This window comes from Pseudomonas sp. Sample_9 (genome assembly GCF_004307535.1).
Lineage (GTDB): Bacteria > Pseudomonadota > Gammaproteobacteria > Pseudomonadales > Pseudomonadaceae > Aquipseudomonas > Aquipseudomonas mercuritolerans.
In genome coordinates this window covers 20,281-37,397 of sequence record NZ_RAZO01000008.1, presented here as the reverse complement: position 1 = coordinate 37,397, position 17,117 = coordinate 20,281, and the positions used below count along the sequence as shown (strand labels likewise).

Sequence of the window (17,117 nt, the reverse complement as noted above, 5' to 3'; positions counted from 1 at the left end):
TGGGAGAGGGGGAAAGGGAGCCGATCCCTGTTGGTTTCAAGACCTGAGTTCGATGCCGGAATTTCAGGTCGGTGTAACTCGAATATTCACCTGGTCAGTCCCCTCTCCCTCTGGGAGAGGGGGAAAGGGAGCCGATCCCTGTTGGTTTCAAGACCTGAGTTCGATGCCGGAATTTCAGGTCGGTGTAACTCGAATATTCACCTCGGTCAGTCCCCTCTCCCTCTGGGAGAGGGTTAGGGTGAGGGGCGGTCTGAAGCTGGAATACCGACCTTTATGATCATCAAAATCAAAAGATCGCAGCCTCGTTTCCCTCGACAGCTCCTAAATGATCGGGTTACGCGAGGCTTTTGCTTACCACTTCATACACGTCGCTGGACAACGACCCCGAAGCGAGAATCCGCTCCAGCTCGGCCTTCATCAGTGCCTGACGGGCGCTGTCGTATTTGCGCCAGCGGGTCAGCGGGGCCAGTTGGCGCGAGGCGATCTGTGGGTTGAAGCCGTTCAGTTCGATCACCAGATCGGCAAGGAAGCGATAACCGGAACCGTCCGCCGCGTGGAAGTTGATCAGGTTCTGCCCGGCGAACGCGCCGATCAGTGCCCGCACCTTGTTCGGGTTCTTGATGTTGAACGCCGGGTGCTGCATCAACGCCTTCACCCGCTCCAAACCGCCCGGCAAGGTGCTGCCGGCCTGCACGCTGAACCACTGGTCCATGACCAGCGGATTGTCCTTGAAGTGCTCGGCAAAGCTCGCCAAAGCCAAAGCCTTCTGCTCTTCGAACGGCGAGTTGACCAGCACCGCCAGCGCAGTCAGGCGCTCGGTCATGTTGTCGGCGGTCTCGAACTGCTCGAGCGCCGCCGCCAGCACTTCCGGCTTGCCGCTGAGCATCAGGTACGACAGGGCGATGTTCTGCAAGGCGCGACGGGCGAAGTGCTCGGCCTCGGCCACGTACGGAGTCTTTTTCGACAAGTCGCGGTTGGCCTGATAACGCAGCCACAGCGCTTCGAACAAGCCTTCGGCCAATTGCTTGCGGGCAAATTCGCGAGCGACATGAATCGCCTCGACGTCAGCCACTTCGCTGATCTCGGTGAGATAGGCCTCACCCGGCAGCGAAAGCATTTCGGCAACCATCGCCTGATCCAGCGACTCGTCGGACAGCACCGTGCGCAGCGCCGACACCAAACGCGGATCGAGCTTCAGGCTCTCGCCTTTCTGATGTTGGCCGATCAACTCTTGAAGCACTTGCACCGACAATTGCTGACCGGCATCCCAGCGATTGAAACCGTCGCTGTCGTGCTGCATCAGGAACATCAGTTGATCGCGGTTGTACGGGAAGCTCAGCTTCACTGGCGCCGAGAAGCCGCGCAGCAGCGACGGCAACGGCTGTTCGTTGATGTCGACGAAAGTGAAAGTCTGCTCGGCTTCGGTTACCGAAATCACTCGGGTGGTGCCTTGTGCCGAGGCTTCGCCAGCCAGACGCAGGGCGATTTCATTGCCCTGGCTGTCGAGCAGGCCGAGCTCGACCGGGATCACGAACGGCAGTTTTTCCACCTTGTCCGGGGTCGGCGGGCAGCTCTGGCGGAAGGTCAGGCTGTAGGTTTTCGCCGCAGCGTCGTAGGACTCGCTGACGGCCAGACGCGGTGTGCCGGCCTGGCTGTACCAGCGTTTGAACTGACTGAGATCAACGCCATTGGCATCTTCCATGGCCTTGACGAAGTCGTCGCAGGTCACGGCCTGGCCGTCGTGGCGCTCGAAGTACAGATCGCTGCCCTTGCGGAAGCCGTCGGCGCCCAGCAGGGTGTGGATCATGCCGACCACTTCCGAGCCCTTTTCGTACACGGTCAGAGTGTAGAAGTTGGAAATCTCGATGAAGCTGTCCGGGCGCACGGCGTGGGCCATGGGACCTGCATCTTCGGCGAACTGGTGGGTACGCAGGTACGCCACGTCCTGAATGCGCTTGACCGTCGCCGAGTTCATGTCCGAGGAGAAACCGGCATCGCGGAACACCGTGAAACCTTCCTTGAGCGACAGCTGGAACCAGTCGCGGCAGGTCACGCGGTTGCCCGACCAGTTGTGGAAGTATTCGTGGGCGACGATCGCCTCGACCCGCTGGTGCGCAGCGTCGGTGGCAGTTTCGGCGCGGGCCAGCACGGCGCTGGAGTTGAAGATATTGAGGCCCTTGTTCTCCATCGCGCCCATGTTGAAATCGTTGACGGCGACGATCATGAAGATGTCCAGATCGTACTCGCGACCGTAGACCTCTTCGTCCCAGCGCATGGATTTCTTCAGGCTGTTCATCGCGTGCTGGCACTTGTCGATGTTTTCCGGCTCGACATAAATGCGCAGCGCGACGTTGCGCTGGCTCATCGTGGTGAAGGTGTCTTCGACGCACCACAGATCACCGGCGACCAGCGCGAACAGGTACGCCGGTTTCTTGAACGGGTCTTCCCAGGTCGCCCAGTGCCGGCCGTCTTCGCCGGGGCCGGAAGCGATCGGGTTACCGTTGGAGAGCAGCACCGGGTAGCTGTGCTGTTCGGCCACGACGGTGGTGGTGAACTTGCTCATCACGTCCGGGCGATCGAGGTAATAGGTGATCTTGCGAAAGCCTTCGGCCTCGCACTGGGTGCAGAACATCGTGCCGGACTTGTACAGGCCTTCCAGCGCGGTGTTGGTTTCCGGATGGATGCGCACGCTGGTGTCGAGGGTGAAGGTTTCACTGGTTGGCTGCAGAGTCAGGTGGCTGTCCGAGACTTGATAGTCAGCGGCGCTCAGCTCCTGGTCCGCCAGCGTCACCGACAGCAGCTCGAGTTGCTGGCCGTCGAGCACCAGCGGCGGCAGGCCGGCGCCACGTTCAGGATTACGGCGCATCACCAGTTGCGCGTGAACCAGGCTGTGGTCCTCGAACAACTCGAAGGTCAGGTGCGTTTCGTCAATCAGGTACTCGGGCGCCTGATAGTCCTTGAGATAGATCATCTTCGGTTGTTCGGTGCGCATGCTGGAATCCTTATTGATGCACGGCGAGCTGGTAAGCCGTGTATTTACGAATGTTGATCACGCCGGTGTCAAAGATCAGGTACTGGCCCTTGATCCCCAGCAGCGTGCCTTCGGCAATCGGGTTCTTGTCCAGGTTGAAGCTGACGATTTTCGCCGGGTATTGCTCGACGGGATAGCGGATTTCCAGCGGTTCGACATCGGCAATCGTCTGAATCGCCTGTAGGCCGAATCGCTCCTGCAACCCTTGCAGGCCTTCGGCGCAGCTTTCGAACAACTGATCGCGCACCTGCGCCAGATCCACCGCCGCCGCATCACCTTTGAGCAGCGCGCGCCAGTTGGTCTTGTCCGCCACCTGGCTGCGGAACAGGTCCTCGACAAACCCCGATTGCTGGCGTGTCGATACACGCATGATCGGCAACGCCTGACTCGCACCCTGATCCAGCCAGCGGGTCGGCAACTGCGTGGCACGGGTGATGCCAACCTTGATCCCCGACGAGTTGGCCAGATAAACCACATGATCGGTCATGCAGAACTGCTGGCCCCACACCGGATCGCGGCAGGTGCCGGCGTCGAAGTGGCAACGCTCCGGGCTCATGATGCACAGGTCGCACTGCGCCAGTTTGGTCATGCACGGGTAGCAATAACCCTGACTGAAACTGGTCTTGGTCTTGCGCCCGCAATGGGTGCAGTGGATCGCCCCCAGGAATTCCAGACGCAACGTGCTGCCGATCAACGGATTGACCGGCACCTCGACGTCATCCAGACGAAACGCGTATTGCACGTTCGACCCGTCCAGGCGCGCCGACATTTTGCTGATTGCACCGCGGCCAATCTCGATCAATGGATGGCATCCGACTTGAACAGGATGTTCGGCACTTCGATCGACTTCGACGCACATTCTTGCGGGCCCATGTAGCCAGTGCGCTGGTCTTCCGGCAGGTTCTGGATTTCCCAGGCAATCATCGCCTGCAACGACAGCTCGCGCTGTTCGGCGGTGAGTTTGTTACCGTCGGACCACTTGCCGATTTCCACGGCCAGTTTCAGGCTTTCGTAGATGTCCGGGGTGATGTTGCTGATCATGTCGTTGAAAGAGGACATCAGGGTCTCCGTGCTCTTTGCTGAACCAAAAATTTTAGACGGCCAGTTTACGGCGGTTATACAAACCGCCCAACAAACCGGTGAAGCATCCGATGAGTAACCCGCTCAGGTGCGCGGCGTTGGCGATCTGGCCGAAACCGATCAGCGAGATCAGCCCGGACATGCACACCACCAGCCACACCAGCATCATCACCAGCACGCCGCGCGGCAGACGATAGGCCGGGTTCGGCGCCAGCATCTGGAAAATCCAGCAATGCCCGAGCAAGCCGTAAAGCACGCCGGACAGCCCGCCAAACAGGCTCGGCCCGCTCCAGACGAACTGCGCGTAGTTGGACACCAGACTGAACAGCAGCGTCAGACCGATCAGGTTGATGCTGCCCTGGCGCGACTCGATGCGCCGCCCCAGCTCCCAGTACCACATGCCGTTCATGGCCAGATGAAGGATGCCGAAGTGGATCAGCATCGGCGTGACCAGCCGCCACCACTGCCCTGCCGCCAGACTGTCGGCCAGTGGCGTGAAGTGGATGTACTCGCCGATCACGCGAAAATCGAGGAAGGTCAGCCAGCGCAGGGTCTCGAGGTTTTCGCCGAGGAAGGTCAGGCCACCAACGATCAGGCTCAACAGCAGAATCAATCCGGTGGCCCTGGCGTGTTTCAGCTGTTCGGCGAAACCTGGTCGTTTAAAGGTCTGGCCCACGGGAATGTCCAGTTGCTGATCCGGGTCGCCGGCCGGGAAGCGCTCGTACAGCGAACGCACGTCCTCGCTGATTTCCTCCGGCGCCCATAGCACCTGCTCGCCCGCCTCTTCGCTGACGCGATGGGGCACTTGCATGCGTTGCAGCAGTTTGACGAAACCGCTCAAATCCACCGCCAACGGCAGGCGCAATACCGCTACCGCACTCATTGCAGCACCTCCGGCCGCTCGACATCGACCCAGACGAATTTTTGCGGATCCAGGCGCGTTTCCTGGTCCAGACGATAGGCCACCAGTTTGCCGTAGAGCACGGCGCTGTAATCCAGGCACGCGAGGTTCGGGCGGATCGGCGCCGGTTTTCCGCTGCGCCAGTAGTGGCCGACGAACAGCAACGGCTCGTCGACGCCATAGCGCAGCAGGGAATTCTTTTCGGTTGAAGTCAGCGGCGTCTGCGCGACAGGTTCCGGCAGTGCATCGGGCTGGAAGACGATGTCGCCGTAGGTTTTCGGGTCGTCTTCCCAGAACTTGGTACGGAAGAACGAACGCACCAGACCGTCGCCGCTGGTCATGGTCAGGCCACCGGGCAGGCGCATGTCGGTGCCGCGCAGCAGGCGATCGAACACGGTGCAGGCGAAGCTGCCGGGCACCGCCGAGGCCTGGAGGAAATGCTCATCGACGCAGCCATTGGGGAACAACGCCCGCAACGGCTCGATCAGACCGGCGTCCCAGCACGCATGGACGACGCGAAAGCGCCCGGCATCGACGAACAGCGGCAGCTCGTAGAACCATTGCTGGAAGTCATGCCAGTCGCCGGGATGGTCTTCAAATTGAGTCAGGGTTTCCTGCAACAGCCGCGCGTGGCGCTTGGTGTGTTCGCGCACGAACTGCTTGCCGCTGCCCGGTGGCGCCGGGGTGACCCAGCCGAGCGCGTTGAATTCGTGGTTGCCCATGATGCACAGCGCCTGCCCCGCCTCGACCATGTCGTGGACGATGTGCAATGCCTCGCGAATACGCGGGCCACGGTCGATGATGTCGCCGACGAACACCGCCATGCGTGACGGATGCCGCCAGACCCCGCCCTGCTTGTGATAACCGAGACGGTCCAGCAAGTGTTCGAGGGTCATGGCGCATCCGTGCACGTCACCGATCAGGTCGTAACTGCGCGCGGGATCGAGCATCAGTCGCCTCCGCCCCCCAGCTTGCTGCCCCAGCCAAGCTTGGTGCGGCACACCTCGTAGTAATTGTGATCGAGCGGATGAATCAGGCGCAGCTTCTGCGCTTTCTTGCTCACGGTAATGGTGTCGCCCGGTGCGCAGGTGAAATGGTTCTGGCCGTCGCAGGAGACCTGCGGATAGATCTGCATATCTTTGGACACGACGATTTTCAGCTCACTGTTGCCATCGACCACTATTGGCCGACCCGACAAGGTATGGGGGTACATCGGCACAATCACAATAGCGTCGAGCTTGGGATGCATGATCGGCCCGCCGGCAGACAACGCGTAGGCAGTGGAACCGGTGGGCGTGGCGACGATCAGGCCGTCGGCCTTCTGGCTGCAGACGAACTGGCCGTCGATGTACAGCTCGAATTCGATCATCCGCGTCGATTTGCCCGGGTGCAGCACCACGTCGTTGAGCGCATCGCCCTGGCCGATAGCCTCGCCATGGCGACGCACTTCGGCTTGCAGCAGGAAGCGGTTTTCCACCAGATAGTGGCCGTCGAGCACTTCGGCGACCTTGATTTCCAGCTCGTCCGGGCGAATATCGGTGAGGAAGCCGAGGCTGCCACGGTTGATGCCGAGCACCGGAATATTGTGTTTGGCCAGCGCCCGCGCAGCGCCGAGCAGGCTGCCGTCACCGCCGACGACGATGACCATGTCGCAGACTTCGCCGAGCATCTTGCGCGACGAGGTTTGCAGGCCGTGGCCGGGCAGGACTTCAGCGATGGTGTCTTCGAGGATCACATGCAGGTGACGGTCGAGCAGAAAGCGTTTCAGTCGGCGGACGGTATCCAGCACCTGGGAACTGCCCAGGCGACCGATGATGCCGATATTACGAAATTGCTCCATGGGACCTCTGCGGACAATCGAAAACGCGAAAACCCGATTATGGGCGAAAGCGCCAGATAGACAAAATCCTTTCAGCCTCAAGGGTGCGCTCAGGTTTAAGGCTATGCTCGCAAGATGATCCTGTTTCCCGATTTGTTGCAGTTGCCCCATCAGTTACGCCATCCCGAAGTGCGGGACCTGGCGTGGGTGATCCTCGCGCCGCCGATGCTCGCCGCCACGCCATGGCCACAGCGCCATCCGCTGGCGGGCAGCGACTGGGTGCACGACCCGCAGCGCCTCGAGCATTGGCTGCGCCAGCTCGACCGCGACAGTTATGGCCTGCTGCAATGGTTGTCCCAGGCGCGCACGCGGCGTCTGGGCCTGTATTACGAGCGCCTGTGGCAGTTCGCCGTCTCGCATGCGCCGGGCATAGAATTGATCGCCGCCAACCTGCCGATTCGCCGCGCCGGGCACACCCTCGGCGAGCTGGACATGCTGCTGCGTGACCGCGACGGCGTGCATCATCTGGAACTGGCGATCAAGCTCTACCTTGGCCCGCAGGATGGCGATGGCCGCAATCCGGCGCAGTGGCTGGGGCCGGGCTGTCATGATCGGCTGGATCGCAAACTGGCGCATCTGGCCGAGCATCAATTGCCGATCTCGGCGCGCCCGGAAAGCCGCGAAGTGCTCGCGGCGCTGGATATCGAAACCTTCAGCGCGCAGCTGTGGCTGGGCGGTTACCTGCTGTATCCGTGGCCCGGGCAGGCCGACTCACCGCACGGCGCCCATCCGCAACACTTGCGTGGCAGCTGGCTGCATCAGAAGGACTGGCCGGCGTTTGTCGCCCAACGCCCGCCGGGCCGCTGGCAACCCCTGCCCCGTCACGCATGGCTGGCGCCGGCGCACTACCCGGCGGATCAGGTCTGGACGAATGAGCATCTGCGTTTGTGGCTGCAGGACCTGCCAGCGCTGGCCCCGGCGCAGCTGATGGTGCGCCTGACCGAGAATGCCCTGGGCGAATGGGAAGAGGCGGAGCGGTTGTTTCTGGTGGCGGATCTTTGGCCGAATGTGCCCGGCCAAACCTGAGATTTGTGGTGCCTGACCCAATTCGCGAGCAGGCTCGCTCCCACAGAGAATGCATTTCAAATGTGGAATGCGATCCCCTGTGGGAGCGAGCCTGCTCGCGAAAAGAGCAACTCGATCTATAGGGATAACCGCACGGCCAACGCCGCCAACGTCACCAGCAACACCGGCACCGTCAGCACAATCCCGACGCGGAAGTAATAGCCCCAACCAATGTGAATGCCCTTGCGTTCCAGCACATGCAGCCATAACAACGTTGCCAGACTGCCGATCGGGGTGATTTTCGGCCCAAGGTCGCTGCCAATCACGTTGGCGTAGATCATCGCTTCTTTGATCACGCCGCTGGCCTGACTGGCGTCGATCGACAGCAAGCCGATCAACACCGTCGGCAAGTTGTTCATGATCGACGACAGCAGCGCCGTCAGCACCCCAGTGCCCATGGCCGCGCCCCATACACCGTGCTCGGCGAACACGTCCAGCCATCCGGCGAGGTAACCAGTGAGCCCGGCGTTGCGCAGGCCGTACACCACCAGGTACATGCCCAGCGAGAAAATGACGATCTGCCACGGCGCTTCTTTCATAACCTTGCGCGTGGAGATCTTGTGGCCGCGCGCAGCGATACCCAGCAGCAGCGCGGCACACACCGCCGAAATTGCGCTGATTGGAATGCCCAGCGGTTCCAGAGCGAAGCAGCCAATCAACAGGATCACCAGCACCGCCCAACCGGCGTAGAACGTCGCCTTGTCGTGGATCGCGGTGTGCGGGTTTTCCAGTTGTTCAGGGTCGTAAGACGCAGGAATGTCGCGGCGAAAGAACCACAGCAACATGCCCAATGTCGCCGCTACGCTGACGAAGTTGACCGGCACCATCACCGCTGCATAGCGGTTGAAGCCGATGTGGAAGAAGTCCGCCGAAACAATGTTGACCAGGTTCGATACCACCAGCGGCAGGCTCGCCGTGTCGGCAATGAACCCGGCGCCCATGACGAATGCCAGCGTCGCCGCCGGTGAAAAGCGCAACGCCAACAGCATCGAAATCACGATCGGCGTGAGAATCAGTGCCGCGCCGTCATTGGCGAACAACGCCGAGACCAGCGCGCCGAGCAGCACCATGAAGGCAAACAATTTTCGCCCGCTGCCCCGCCCCCAGCGCGCCACATGCAGCGCCGCCCAGTTGAAAAAGCCAGCCTCGTCGAGCAACAGGCTGATGATGATCAGCGCCACGAAGGTGCCGGTGGCGTTCCAGATGATCTGCCAGACCAGCGGGATATCCGTGAGGTGCACGACGCCAAAAATCAACGCCAGCACGGCGCCCAGCGTTGCACTCCAGCCGACGCCGAGACCTTTGGGTTGCCAGATGACGAGGGTGATGGTCAGCAGGAAAATCAGTGACGCAGCGAGCATTCGCAGAAGCCTTCAAATAGCGAAACGGGTGGAAATCGAACAAATGTGGGAGCGAGCCTGCTCGCGAAGGCGGTGTGCCAGACATGAAATGATTATCTGACGCACAGCCTTCGCGAGCAGGCTCGCTCCCACAGTGAGTTTCGGTAAGTTTATTTCTTGTGTTGCTCGACGAACTGGCCGTAGGCATCGATGAATTTTTGCAGGAACGGTTTCACCGAGTCGCTCAATTTGCCCGCTTCGTCGAACGCATTACCGGCGCCGCCCAGGTAGGCTTCCGGCTGTTGCAGGCAATGGATATCGAGGAAAACAAAGGTCTGGCGCAGGTGCTGGTTGGCGCCGAAGCCACCGATGGCGCCTGGCGATACGCTGATAACCGCGCCGGGTTTGCCACTCCACGCGCTCTGGCCATAAGGGCGCGAACCGACGTCGATCGCGTTCTTCAGCGGTGCCGGGATCGAGCGGTTGTACTCGGGGGTAACAAACAGCACCGCGTCGGATGACGCCACTTTCTGACGGAAAGTGCTGTAGGCTGCCGGCGGAGAATCGCCGTCAATGTCTTCGTTGTACAGCGGCAGTTCACCGATCTCGACAATCTCCAGCTTGAGATTGGCCGGTGCCAGTTCGGCGAGGGCCAGTGCGACTTTGCGATTGATCGATGCTTTGCGCAGGCTACCGACCACTACAGCGACGTTGTAGACATTGCTCATGGAAGACTCTCGATGGTCCGTGGGAAGAGTCGCTAGTTATAGATGATCCAGTGGCGCTTTCACCAGTGGTCATTGGTTTTTCCTGCGCGGCGAATATTTTTTTCCTGTAGGAAAACTTACCGAGCTTGGTGACGGTCTACAAAGCCGCAAATCAAGCGTTTTATCTCCAGAGGTTCTAAGCAGATGGCAGCAGTACTCGTCGGTCAGTTTCATGCAAGAGATGCGGAAGGCCGCGTTTATTCCGTGCATGAATTCCAGGAATCGAACCCGTCTGCAGACGGATCCACTGGCTCGGAGCCCATTTACAGACTGGCCATTGGCGATCGGGTCAACAAGGTCAGTGACAGCGAGTTTCTCCTGGTTCAATCAGGCATTACCCTGATTCGCGAACCTGAGCCAACCGTCGCTCAATAACCCAGCGTTATGAGCAGAAGTCATGCGAGCGGACTTGGGGTAGGATTCAGCGTCTGACCCCACCTGCTGAACATGGACTTCACGCATGCGTTTACGCCACATCGAAGTGATTCAGGCGCTCTTGCAGACCGGTCACATGGGCACCGCCGCCGAATGGCTGCAACTGCCGGTGACCGAAGTCGAAGAGCGTTTGCGCGAAGCCGAAAGTCAGCTGGGGTTCATGCTGTTCGCCAGCGTTCGCGGGCGCCTGCAATCGACCCCTGAAGCGCGCGCCCTGCAGGTGGAAATCGCGCACATCTATGAAGCACTCGAGCCGGTGCAGCGTCTGGCCGGCAGCCTCAAGCAGTACCTCGCCCCGCCCTTGCGCATCATCGGCACCCCGCCGCTGGCCCAGCAATTACTGCCACAAAGCCTTGCGACCCTGCGTCGGCGCTTGCCGGACGCACCGTGCAGCCTGCTCAGCGCGCCGACTCGCGACATCGTTCGCAGCCTGTTACTGCGCGAAAGCGATCTGGGCCTGAGCCTGCACGATCCCGAACACCCCGATATCCACTGCCAGCCGCTGGCCCAGGGCAAGCTGCAATTGCTCGCTCCGCACGGCTGGCTGCAACCGAAACAGAAATACATTTCCCTCGCGGATCTGGCCGGTCAGGCCATGGTCGGTCTCGAAGGTCAGGATCCGCTGAGCCCGGCACTGGAAAACAAACTGCAGGCCTTGCGCCCGGCGCCAAGCATTCAGACCCGTGTGCAGACCCATCAGATGATGCGCAGCATGGTCGAGGCCGGCGAAGGTCTGGCGATCGTCGATCCCTTCACCGCGTTGGGCGCCCGCGCCGGTGGGCTTGACGTCTGCCCGCTCTCACCGGCAGTGCCGATCAGCCTCTATGCCCTGACCTTCAAGCATGCCACGCCGTCGGCGGCGATTCAGACACTGCTGGCCATCGTCACGGAACAAGCCGAGGCGATGTTGTCGAGCTGAGTGGTTTTTCCAGCGGATTGTCGAACAGGCGATACCAGAACAAGGCAACTTCGGCGGTGTGCGCATCAATGCCGCGATAGCGCAACTGGTCGATGCCGCCGATCACATAACCGCAGCGCTCATACAGCCGACAGGCGCCGAGGTTGTTGTTCTGGGTTTCGAGCATGATGCCCGGCAGCTTCTTCTTGCGACTCCAGAACTGCGCGACATCGAGCAACGCCTTGGCCACGCCGTGGCGACGGGCCGGGGCATGCACCGCCAGTTCATCGATGTGGGCAAAGCCGTTCCAGTTGGTGCTGATCACCAGGTGACCGACCGGCTCGTCGTCCAGATACGCCATGAAAATCGCGCTGTCGGGCGCATTGTGAAAAGCGCTGAACTCTTCCGGATCGATGCCGTAGCACTTGCGATACGGCACGATCGGCGTCACCGGCCACTGCTCGACCGGTTTGCCGATCACGGCGGCGCCATAGGCGGCGACCTCGAAACTGAAGTCGCTGCCCCAGATATACGGCGCAAAACCTTCGTCGGCGACCCGCACCGACAACCCTGGGTATTTCGGATTCATGACCGGTTGCATACTGGGAAAAGTCCTCATTCCTTGACGCAGCCGACAGTGTCGACCTTGCTGTCGCGATGGATGATTGCCAGCGCAAATTTCAACTCTTTGTACATGAGGCTCAGTGTCCTGAGGCGGCAGATTTGCACCTGACCAGTGCACTCAGGGTAGAGGGTTGCAGCGAATGTGGCGAGGGTGGCAACTTGGCTCCATGTCGCCAAACGCAAAAAATCGCTGCCTCCTCGTCTCCTACTATGGAATGCAATCCCTGTAGGAGCTGCCGAAGGCTGCGATCTTTTGATCTTCAGGTTTTTCAGGCCTGCGCATCAGCCTCGGCAATCTGCGTCCACAACGCTGGCGCTCCCGCCGATTTGGCGATGATTTCCAGCCGCACCAGATGCGCCGCCAGTTCTTCTTCAGTCGCGCGGATGATGCGTGCTGGCTGGCGATCAGCCGGCAGACGACGGATTTCCGTGGCCGAGTTATCCGCGCCCTCGCCCGTGCCATTGCCATCGGAGGCGTTGCCAGCCAGCGACAGGCTGGTCTGGCCGCCGGTCATGGTCAGATAGACGTCGGCGAGAATCTCCGAGTCGAGCAAAGCGCCGTGCAGTTCACGGCCGGAGTTGTCGACGCCGTAACGTTTGCACAATGCATCGAGGCTGTTGCGCTGCCCCGGGTGACGTTCCCGGGCCATCATCAGGGTGTCGAGGATCGTGCAGTGCTGGGTGATGTCAGCGCGATCGTGCTGGCCCATCAAGGCGAATTCGTTGTTAATGAAGCCAACGTCGAACGCCGCGTTGTGGATGATCAGCTGTGCGCCTTGGATGAACTCGAAGAACTCGTCGGCGACTTCGGCAAAGCGCGGCTTGCCGACGAGGAATTCGTTGGTGATACCGTGCACACCGATCGCACCCTCGTCGCTCTCGCGATCCGGTTGCAGATAAACGTGAAAATGCCGGCCCGTCAGGCGCCGACCGATCAGTTCGACGCAACCGATTTCAATGATCCGGTGACCATCGGTCACCGGCATGCCGGTGGTTTCGGTATCGAGTACAACGGATCTGGTGGCCATCAGTGCTCAGCTCTCAACGGGTCAATCTTGCAAAGGCGCGGATGTTAACACGCTGGGAATGAAGCCTGTAGGAGCTGCGGCACGCTGCGATCTTTTGATTTTTCTTACAGCAAGATCAAAAGATCGCAGCCTTCGGCAGCTCCTACAGGGGAATGCATTGCAAATGTGGGAGCGAGCCTGCTCGCGAACGGCGACGCCACGGTTAGAAGCGAAATCAGCTCTGCTTGTAACCACGCACTTCGTCAACGCCGCGATTGGCCAGTTGGTCCGCCCGCTCGTTACCGTGATGGCCGATGTGCCCGCGCACCCATTTCCAGGTGACTTTGTGGCGATTGACCTGCTCGTCCAGCTCTTTCCACAGGTCGGCATTCTTCACCGGCTCTTTCGCAGCCGTTTTCCAGCCGCGCTTCTTCCAGTTGGCCATCCACTCGTTGATGCCTTTCATCACGTATTGCGAGTCGGTGACCAGCAGCACGTCGCAGGGACGCTTGAGTGCTTCGAGGCCGCGGATCGCGCCGAGCAGCTCCATGCGGTTGTTGGTGGTGTTGGCTTCGCCGCCCCACAGTTCCTTTTCGACGCCCTTGCACACCAGCAGCGCGCCCCAGCCGCCGGGGCCGGGATTGCCCTTGCAGGCGCCGTCGGTGAACAGTTCTACGGTGTCGACGCTTTCCACGCTTTCGCTCATGCCAGTCTTTCCAGAAAAATGCCTGTCCTGCCAATCACGGATCGACAATGACCGCGGCCGGGACAAGCCCGGCCACAAATAAAAGAGGGTTTACGGTTCGATGCGGCGGCGGTTGACCTTGGCCATCGGCAGCGGAATCAGCTTGCCCATCGGCTCGCGGCGTTCCTGGCGCAACGGCCTGAGCCCCACCACGATCTTGCGCGCCACCAGCAGATAGAAGCCACCGCCGGACAGCTGCCAGTCACCGGCCTTGCGTTCCCAGCCGGCCAGACGGTTCTGCCACTTGGGCGACGCGAGCGGCGGACGATAGCACCCGAAGCGGCGTTTCTCCAGCGCGAAGCCGAGCAGATTGAGCCAGTCGGCGACCCGCGACGGGGAGATGCAGCGCGCCTTGCGCAGGGCATCATTGGCGAAGAAATGCCGCAGGCCCCAAGTGCTCCAGGGATTGATGCCGATGATCAGCAGATGCCCGCCGGGACGCACGCTGCTCGCCGCTTCACGCAGCAAACCGTGGGGCGACAGACAGAAATCCAGGCCATGCTGCATCACCACCACGTCGGCGGCGTGCTCGCTCAACGGCCAGGCCTGCTCTTCGCAAACGATCTCGACCCCGGGCAACGGCGCGCCGAGACGCACGTTGCGCTGCACTTGCGGCGCGGCCGGCGGGGTTTCGGCGGACGGGCCGTAATGCACCAGATAACCGCCGAAGAAGCGACCGAGCTCGTCGTCGAGCATGCGCCGCTCTTCATCCAGCAGAAATTGCCCGAGCGGCCCCGACAGCCATTCGCGGGCGGCGCTGATCAATGCCAGCCAGTCGGGATCGGCCTGAGCGAACGCTTTATCGGTCATGTCATTCTCCAACGCGCCAGGAACTACTAAGATGCGCCAATGTTTTCCGCTTGGCGAATTCCGACGATGATACAGATCAGTGCCCTGCCCGCGTTCACCGACAACTACATCTGGTTGTTACAGGATCACCAGACCCAGCGCTGTGCGGTGGTCGATCCGGGCGACGCCGCCCCGGTGCAGGCGTGGCTCGATGCGCATCCGGGCTGGGTGCTCAGCGATATTCTGATCACTCACCATCACCATGACCACGTCGGCGGCGTTGAGCGCCTGAAAGCGGCGACCGGCGCTAAAGTCTACGGTCCGGCCAGCGAAAGCATTCCGGCGCGTGACATAGCCCTCAAGGACAACGACAGCGTCAGCGTGCTCGGCTGGGACTTCGACGTTTATGCGGTGCCCGGTCATACCCTGGGGCACATCGCCTATTACCACCATGGCCTGCTGTTCTGCGGCGACACCCTGTTCGCCGCCGGTTGCGGCCGGCTGTTCGAAGGCACACCCGAGCAGATGTACCACTCGCTCAGCCGTCTCGCGGCCCTGCCGGAAGATACGCTGGTTTACTGCACCCATGAATACACCTTGAGCAATCTGAAATTTGCCGCCGCCGTCGAGCCGGGCAATCCGGAAGTCGCCGCCCGTCTGGAAAAGGTCACGCAGCAACGGCAGAACGGCGTGATGACATTGCCGTCGACTTTGGCCCTGGAAAAGCTTACCAATCCGTTTTTACGCACTTCTGAAACATTGGTTACACAAAAAGTGGACGAACGGGAAGGCGCTCAAAACCGGGAGCCGAGCGAGGTATTTGCGGCTCTGCGGGCATGGAAAGACAAGTTCTGACAAGCGCGCCGGCCGGGGCAAAAATTCTCAATGGTTGACCGCAGGGGGTGCGCTTTCTAGAATCGCCCGACATTTTTGCCCGGAACTTACTTCCAGCCAATGTCGTCATCCATACGTAAGTCCGTCAATTCAGATGCTTTGACCCGCCTGGCGCAAGCCATCGCGGTGGCTGTGTCCGCCACGCTGGCGGGTTGCTCCAGCCACGCTCCGCAGACTGAAGCGACGCACACGCCGAACATTGCTGCGCGAGCCAAGCAGAAGCCGATCTGGCTGACCGAGAAGCCCACTCCCGTGGCGCCCCAGGACATCTGGGAACGCATGCGCCAGGGCTTCCAGTTGCAGGAAGGCCTTGGCGTCAATCCGCGCATCGAGCAACAGCGCCTGTGGTTCGCCAGTAATCCCTCTTTTCTCGAGAATGCCGGCGAACGCGGCAGCCTCTACATTCATTACATTGTCGAACGCCTCGAAGAGCGCAACATGCCGCTGGAACTGGCCCTGCTGCCAGTGATCGAGAGCGCGTACAACCCGATGGCCTACTCCCGCGCCGATGCGGTGGGCCTGTGGCAATTCATTCCGTCCACCGGGCGCTACTTCAACCTGCGCCAGACGCGTTTCTACGATGGTCGCCGCGACATCACCGCTTCGACTACGGCGGCGATGGATTACCTGACTCGCCTGCACGACATGTTCAACGGCGACTGGCTGCTGGCTCTGGCGGCCTACAACGCCGGTGAAGGCACCGTCAGCCGCGCGATCGAACGCAACGAAAAGCTTGGCCTGCCCACCGACTACTGGAACCTGCCGCTGCCGGCGGAAACCCAGGCCTATGTGCCGAAGTTGCTGGCGCTGTCGCAAGTGGTGCTGGCGCCGGAAGCCTACGGCGTCAACCTCAACCCGATCGCCAACGAGCCGTACTTCCAGGTCGTCGAAATCAACCAGCGCATGGACCTGTCCAAGGTCGCTGCAGTGGCCAACATCGACGAAGACGAACTGTTCCAGCTCAACCCCGCGTTCAAACAGCGCACCACCATCGACGGCCCGCAGCATCTGCTGGTGCCGACATCCAAGGCGCAACTGCTGACCGCCAGTCTGCAGACCATGCGCCCGGACGAACTGATCAGCCCGCGCTCGCTGAAACCGGTGTTCGAAGGCGCCGATCCGTCGGAAGTCGCGCAGCTCAAGCGCGCTTATCGGGTCAAGCGTGGCGACAACCTCGGCTCCATCGCCAAGGCCAACAAGGTCGAAGTCAAGGATCTGCAGCGCTGGAACAAGCTGACCGGCAAGAACCTCAAGGTCGGCCAGACCCTGGTCATGCAGGACAACACCAAGCGTGCACCGGCGCGCAAGTCCGGCCGGGTCAACACCGTGGTTGCGGCCAACAGCAAGAGCAAAGGCAAGGACGAGAGCAAGCAGCAGACCCAGTACAAGGTCAAGCGCGGCGACACCCTGTACGTGGTGGCCAAGCGCTTCAACGTCGAGATGCAACATCTCAAGCGTTGGAACCCGGGTGCGGGCAAAGCGTTGAAGCCGGGGCAGATGCTCACGGTTTACCAGCCGCACTGACAGAAGAGCCCCTGAATTCAGGGGCTTTTTTTGGATGACGTTTTTGGTGTGCTTTAGATCCATCCCCCTCACCCCAGCCCTCTCCCCCAGGGGGAGAGGGGGAAAGGGAGCTGATCGGGGGCTTTTCAGAAACCGAGT

The 17,117-nt window shown here is 61.0% G+C and carries 17 protein-coding genes; 5 read left to right on the top strand and 12 right to left on the bottom strand.

What is annotated here, in order from left to right; genetic code table 11:
• Positions 1 to 334: 334 nt before the first annotated feature.
• From pepN to D6877_RS00655, 6 genes are read right to left on the bottom strand one after another with little or no spacing between them, the layout of a single operon-like run.
• Complete coding sequence (gene pepN / locus D6877_RS00680; protein ID WP_130909534.1) at positions 335 to 2,992, bottom strand: aminopeptidase N; 2,658 nt, start codon at positions 2,990 to 2,992, stop codon at positions 335 to 337.
• A 10-nt stretch (positions 2,993 to 3,002) separates the two neighbouring features.
• Positions 3,003 to 3,833 carry a DUF2797 domain-containing protein gene (locus D6877_RS00675; RefSeq protein WP_016774216.1) on the bottom strand — a complete coding sequence of 277 codons (831 nt, stop codon included), beginning with the start codon at positions 3,831 to 3,833 and terminating at the stop codon, positions 3,003 to 3,005.
• The gene (locus tag D6877_RS00670; RefSeq protein WP_042609561.1) at positions 3,830 to 4,090 is read right to left on the bottom strand and encodes a DUF1315 family protein; all 261 of its coding nucleotides are present in this window, start codon (positions 4,088 to 4,090) and stop codon (positions 3,830 to 3,832) included. The genes D6877_RS00675 and D6877_RS00670 overlap by 4 nt, the downstream gene beginning before the upstream one ends.
• Positions 4,091 to 4,124: 34 nt before the next feature.
• The gene (locus D6877_RS00665) at positions 4,125 to 4,994 is read right to left on the bottom strand and encodes a rhomboid family intramembrane serine protease (RefSeq protein WP_122750647.1); all 870 of its coding nucleotides are present in this window, start codon (positions 4,992 to 4,994) and stop codon (positions 4,125 to 4,127) included.
• On the bottom strand, positions 4,991 to 5,962 hold the full coding sequence (locus D6877_RS00660; RefSeq protein WP_024012499.1) for a metallophosphoesterase: 972 nt from the start codon (positions 5,960 to 5,962) through the stop codon (positions 4,991 to 4,993). Before D6877_RS00660 ends, D6877_RS00665 begins: the two co-directional genes overlap by 4 nt.
• Positions 5,962 to 6,852: an NAD(+) kinase gene (locus D6877_RS00655; RefSeq protein WP_016774212.1), complete on the bottom strand. Its 891-nt coding sequence runs from the start codon at positions 6,850 to 6,852 to the stop codon at positions 5,962 to 5,964. Before D6877_RS00655 ends, D6877_RS00660 begins: the two co-directional genes overlap by 1 nt.
• 114 nt (positions 6,853 to 6,966) lie before the next feature.
• On the opposite strand from D6877_RS00655, the gene D6877_RS00650 reads away from it, so the two are divergent.
• Positions 6,967 to 7,917 (top strand): DUF1853 family protein, encoded by a 951-nt coding sequence (locus D6877_RS00650; RefSeq protein ID WP_130909533.1) that lies wholly within the window; start codon positions 6,967 to 6,969, stop codon positions 7,915 to 7,917.
• Between the two features lie 116 nt (positions 7,918 to 8,033).
• On the opposite strand, the gene D6877_RS00645 is transcribed toward D6877_RS00650, so the two are convergent.
• Together D6877_RS00645 and D6877_RS00640 are read right to left on the bottom strand one after the other, a co-directional pair.
• A complete protein-coding gene (locus tag D6877_RS00645) occupies positions 8,034 to 9,317 on the bottom strand; it encodes an arsenic transporter (RefSeq protein ID WP_130909532.1) in 1,284 nt (427 codons plus the stop codon).
• 149 nt (positions 9,318 to 9,466) lie between these two features.
• Positions 9,467 to 10,024, bottom strand: coding sequence for an NADPH-dependent FMN reductase (locus D6877_RS00640; RefSeq protein WP_039763234.1), 558 nt, complete (start codon positions 10,022 to 10,024; stop codon positions 9,467 to 9,469).
• A gap of 183 nt (positions 10,025 to 10,207) precedes the next feature.
• On the opposite strand from D6877_RS00640, the gene D6877_RS00635 reads away from it, so the two are divergent.
• Both D6877_RS00635 and D6877_RS00630 read left to right on the top strand, forming a co-directional pair.
• Positions 10,208 to 10,438, top strand: a complete 231-nt coding sequence (locus tag D6877_RS00635; protein WP_016774209.1) for a hypothetical protein — start codon at positions 10,208 to 10,210, stop codon at positions 10,436 to 10,438.
• An 85-nt stretch (positions 10,439 to 10,523) separates the two neighbouring features.
• Entirely contained in the window at positions 10,524 to 11,417 is an 894-nt protein-coding gene (locus tag D6877_RS00630) for a LysR family transcriptional regulator (protein ID WP_130909531.1), read from the top strand.
• Here the strand turns inward: D6877_RS00630 and D6877_RS00625 are convergent.
• The 4 genes from D6877_RS00625 to D6877_RS00610 form a co-directional block, all read right to left on the bottom strand.
• The gene (locus D6877_RS00625; RefSeq protein WP_130909530.1) at positions 11,383 to 11,997 is read right to left on the bottom strand and encodes a GNAT family N-acetyltransferase; all 615 of its coding nucleotides are present in this window, start codon (positions 11,995 to 11,997) and stop codon (positions 11,383 to 11,385) included. The genes D6877_RS00630 and D6877_RS00625 overlap by 35 nt on opposite strands.
• Positions 11,998 to 12,289: 292 nt before the next feature.
• Positions 12,290 to 13,048, bottom strand: coding sequence for a DNA polymerase III subunit epsilon (gene dnaQ, locus D6877_RS00620; protein WP_130909529.1), 759 nt, complete (start codon positions 13,046 to 13,048; stop codon positions 12,290 to 12,292).
• A 214-nt stretch (positions 13,049 to 13,262) separates the two neighbouring features.
• Positions 13,263 to 13,733, bottom strand: coding sequence for a ribonuclease HI (rnhA, locus tag D6877_RS00615; protein WP_123441684.1), 471 nt, complete (start codon positions 13,731 to 13,733; stop codon positions 13,263 to 13,265).
• A gap of 90 nt (positions 13,734 to 13,823) precedes the next feature.
• Positions 13,824 to 14,582: a methyltransferase domain-containing protein gene (locus D6877_RS00610; protein ID WP_041480625.1), complete on the bottom strand. Its 759-nt coding sequence runs from the start codon at positions 14,580 to 14,582 to the stop codon at positions 13,824 to 13,826.
• Between the two features lie 66 nt (positions 14,583 to 14,648).
• On the opposite strand from D6877_RS00610, the gene gloB reads away from it, so the two are divergent.
• Both gloB and D6877_RS00600 read left to right on the top strand, forming a co-directional pair.
• The gene (gene gloB, locus D6877_RS00605) at positions 14,649 to 15,416 is read left to right on the top strand and encodes a hydroxyacylglutathione hydrolase (RefSeq protein ID WP_122750756.1); all 768 of its coding nucleotides are present in this window, start codon (positions 14,649 to 14,651) and stop codon (positions 15,414 to 15,416) included.
• Between the two features lie 99 nt (positions 15,417 to 15,515).
• Positions 15,516 to 16,979: a transglycosylase SLT domain-containing protein gene (locus tag D6877_RS00600; RefSeq protein ID WP_130909528.1), complete on the top strand. Its 1,464-nt coding sequence runs from the start codon at positions 15,516 to 15,518 to the stop codon at positions 16,977 to 16,979.
• Positions 16,980 to 17,117: the final 138 nt, after the last annotated feature.

Coding starts and splice junctions, on each gene's coding strand:
- pepN (WP_130909534.1), bottom strand. CDS start 2,992: ATGCGCACCGAACAACCGAAGATGATCTATCTCAAGGACTATCAGGCG.
- D6877_RS00650 (WP_130909533.1), top strand. CDS start 6,967: ATGATCCTGTTTCCCGATTTGTTGCAGTTGCCCCATCAGTTACGCCAT.
- D6877_RS00645 (WP_130909532.1), bottom strand. CDS start 9,317: ATGCTCGCTGCGTCACTGATTTTCCTGCTGACCATCACCCTCGTCATC.
- D6877_RS00625 (WP_130909530.1), bottom strand. CDS start 11,997: ATGCAACCGGTCATGAATCCGAAATACCCAGGGTTGTCGGTGCGGGTC.
- D6877_RS00640 (WP_039763234.1), bottom strand. CDS start 10,024: ATGAGCAATGTCTACAACGTCGCTGTAGTGGTCGGTAGCCTGCGCAAA.
- D6877_RS00670 (WP_042609561.1), bottom strand. CDS start 4,090: ATGTCCTCTTTCAACGACATGATCAGCAACATCACCCCGGACATCTAC.
- D6877_RS00635 (WP_016774209.1), top strand. CDS start 10,208: ATGGCAGCAGTACTCGTCGGTCAGTTTCATGCAAGAGATGCGGAAGGC.
- dnaQ (WP_130909529.1), bottom strand. CDS start 13,048: ATGGCCACCAGATCCGTTGTACTCGATACCGAAACCACCGGCATGCCG.
- rnhA (WP_123441684.1), bottom strand. CDS start 13,733: ATGAGCGAAAGCGTGGAAAGCGTCGACACCGTAGAACTGTTCACCGAC.
- D6877_RS00660 (WP_024012499.1), bottom strand. CDS start 5,962: ATGCTCGATCCCGCGCGCAGTTACGACCTGATCGGTGACGTGCACGGA.
- D6877_RS00630 (WP_130909531.1), top strand. CDS start 10,524: ATGCGTTTACGCCACATCGAAGTGATTCAGGCGCTCTTGCAGACCGGT.
- D6877_RS00665 (WP_122750647.1), bottom strand. CDS start 4,994: ATGAGTGCGGTAGCGGTATTGCGCCTGCCGTTGGCGGTGGATTTGAGC.
- D6877_RS00655 (WP_016774212.1), bottom strand. CDS start 6,852: ATGGAGCAATTTCGTAATATCGGCATCATCGGTCGCCTGGGCAGTTCC.
- D6877_RS00600 (WP_130909528.1), top strand. CDS start 15,516: ATGTCGTCATCCATACGTAAGTCCGTCAATTCAGATGCTTTGACCCGC.
- D6877_RS00610 (WP_041480625.1), bottom strand. CDS start 14,582: ATGACCGATAAAGCGTTCGCTCAGGCCGATCCCGACTGGCTGGCATTG.
- gloB (WP_122750756.1), top strand. CDS start 14,649: ATGATACAGATCAGTGCCCTGCCCGCGTTCACCGACAACTACATCTGG.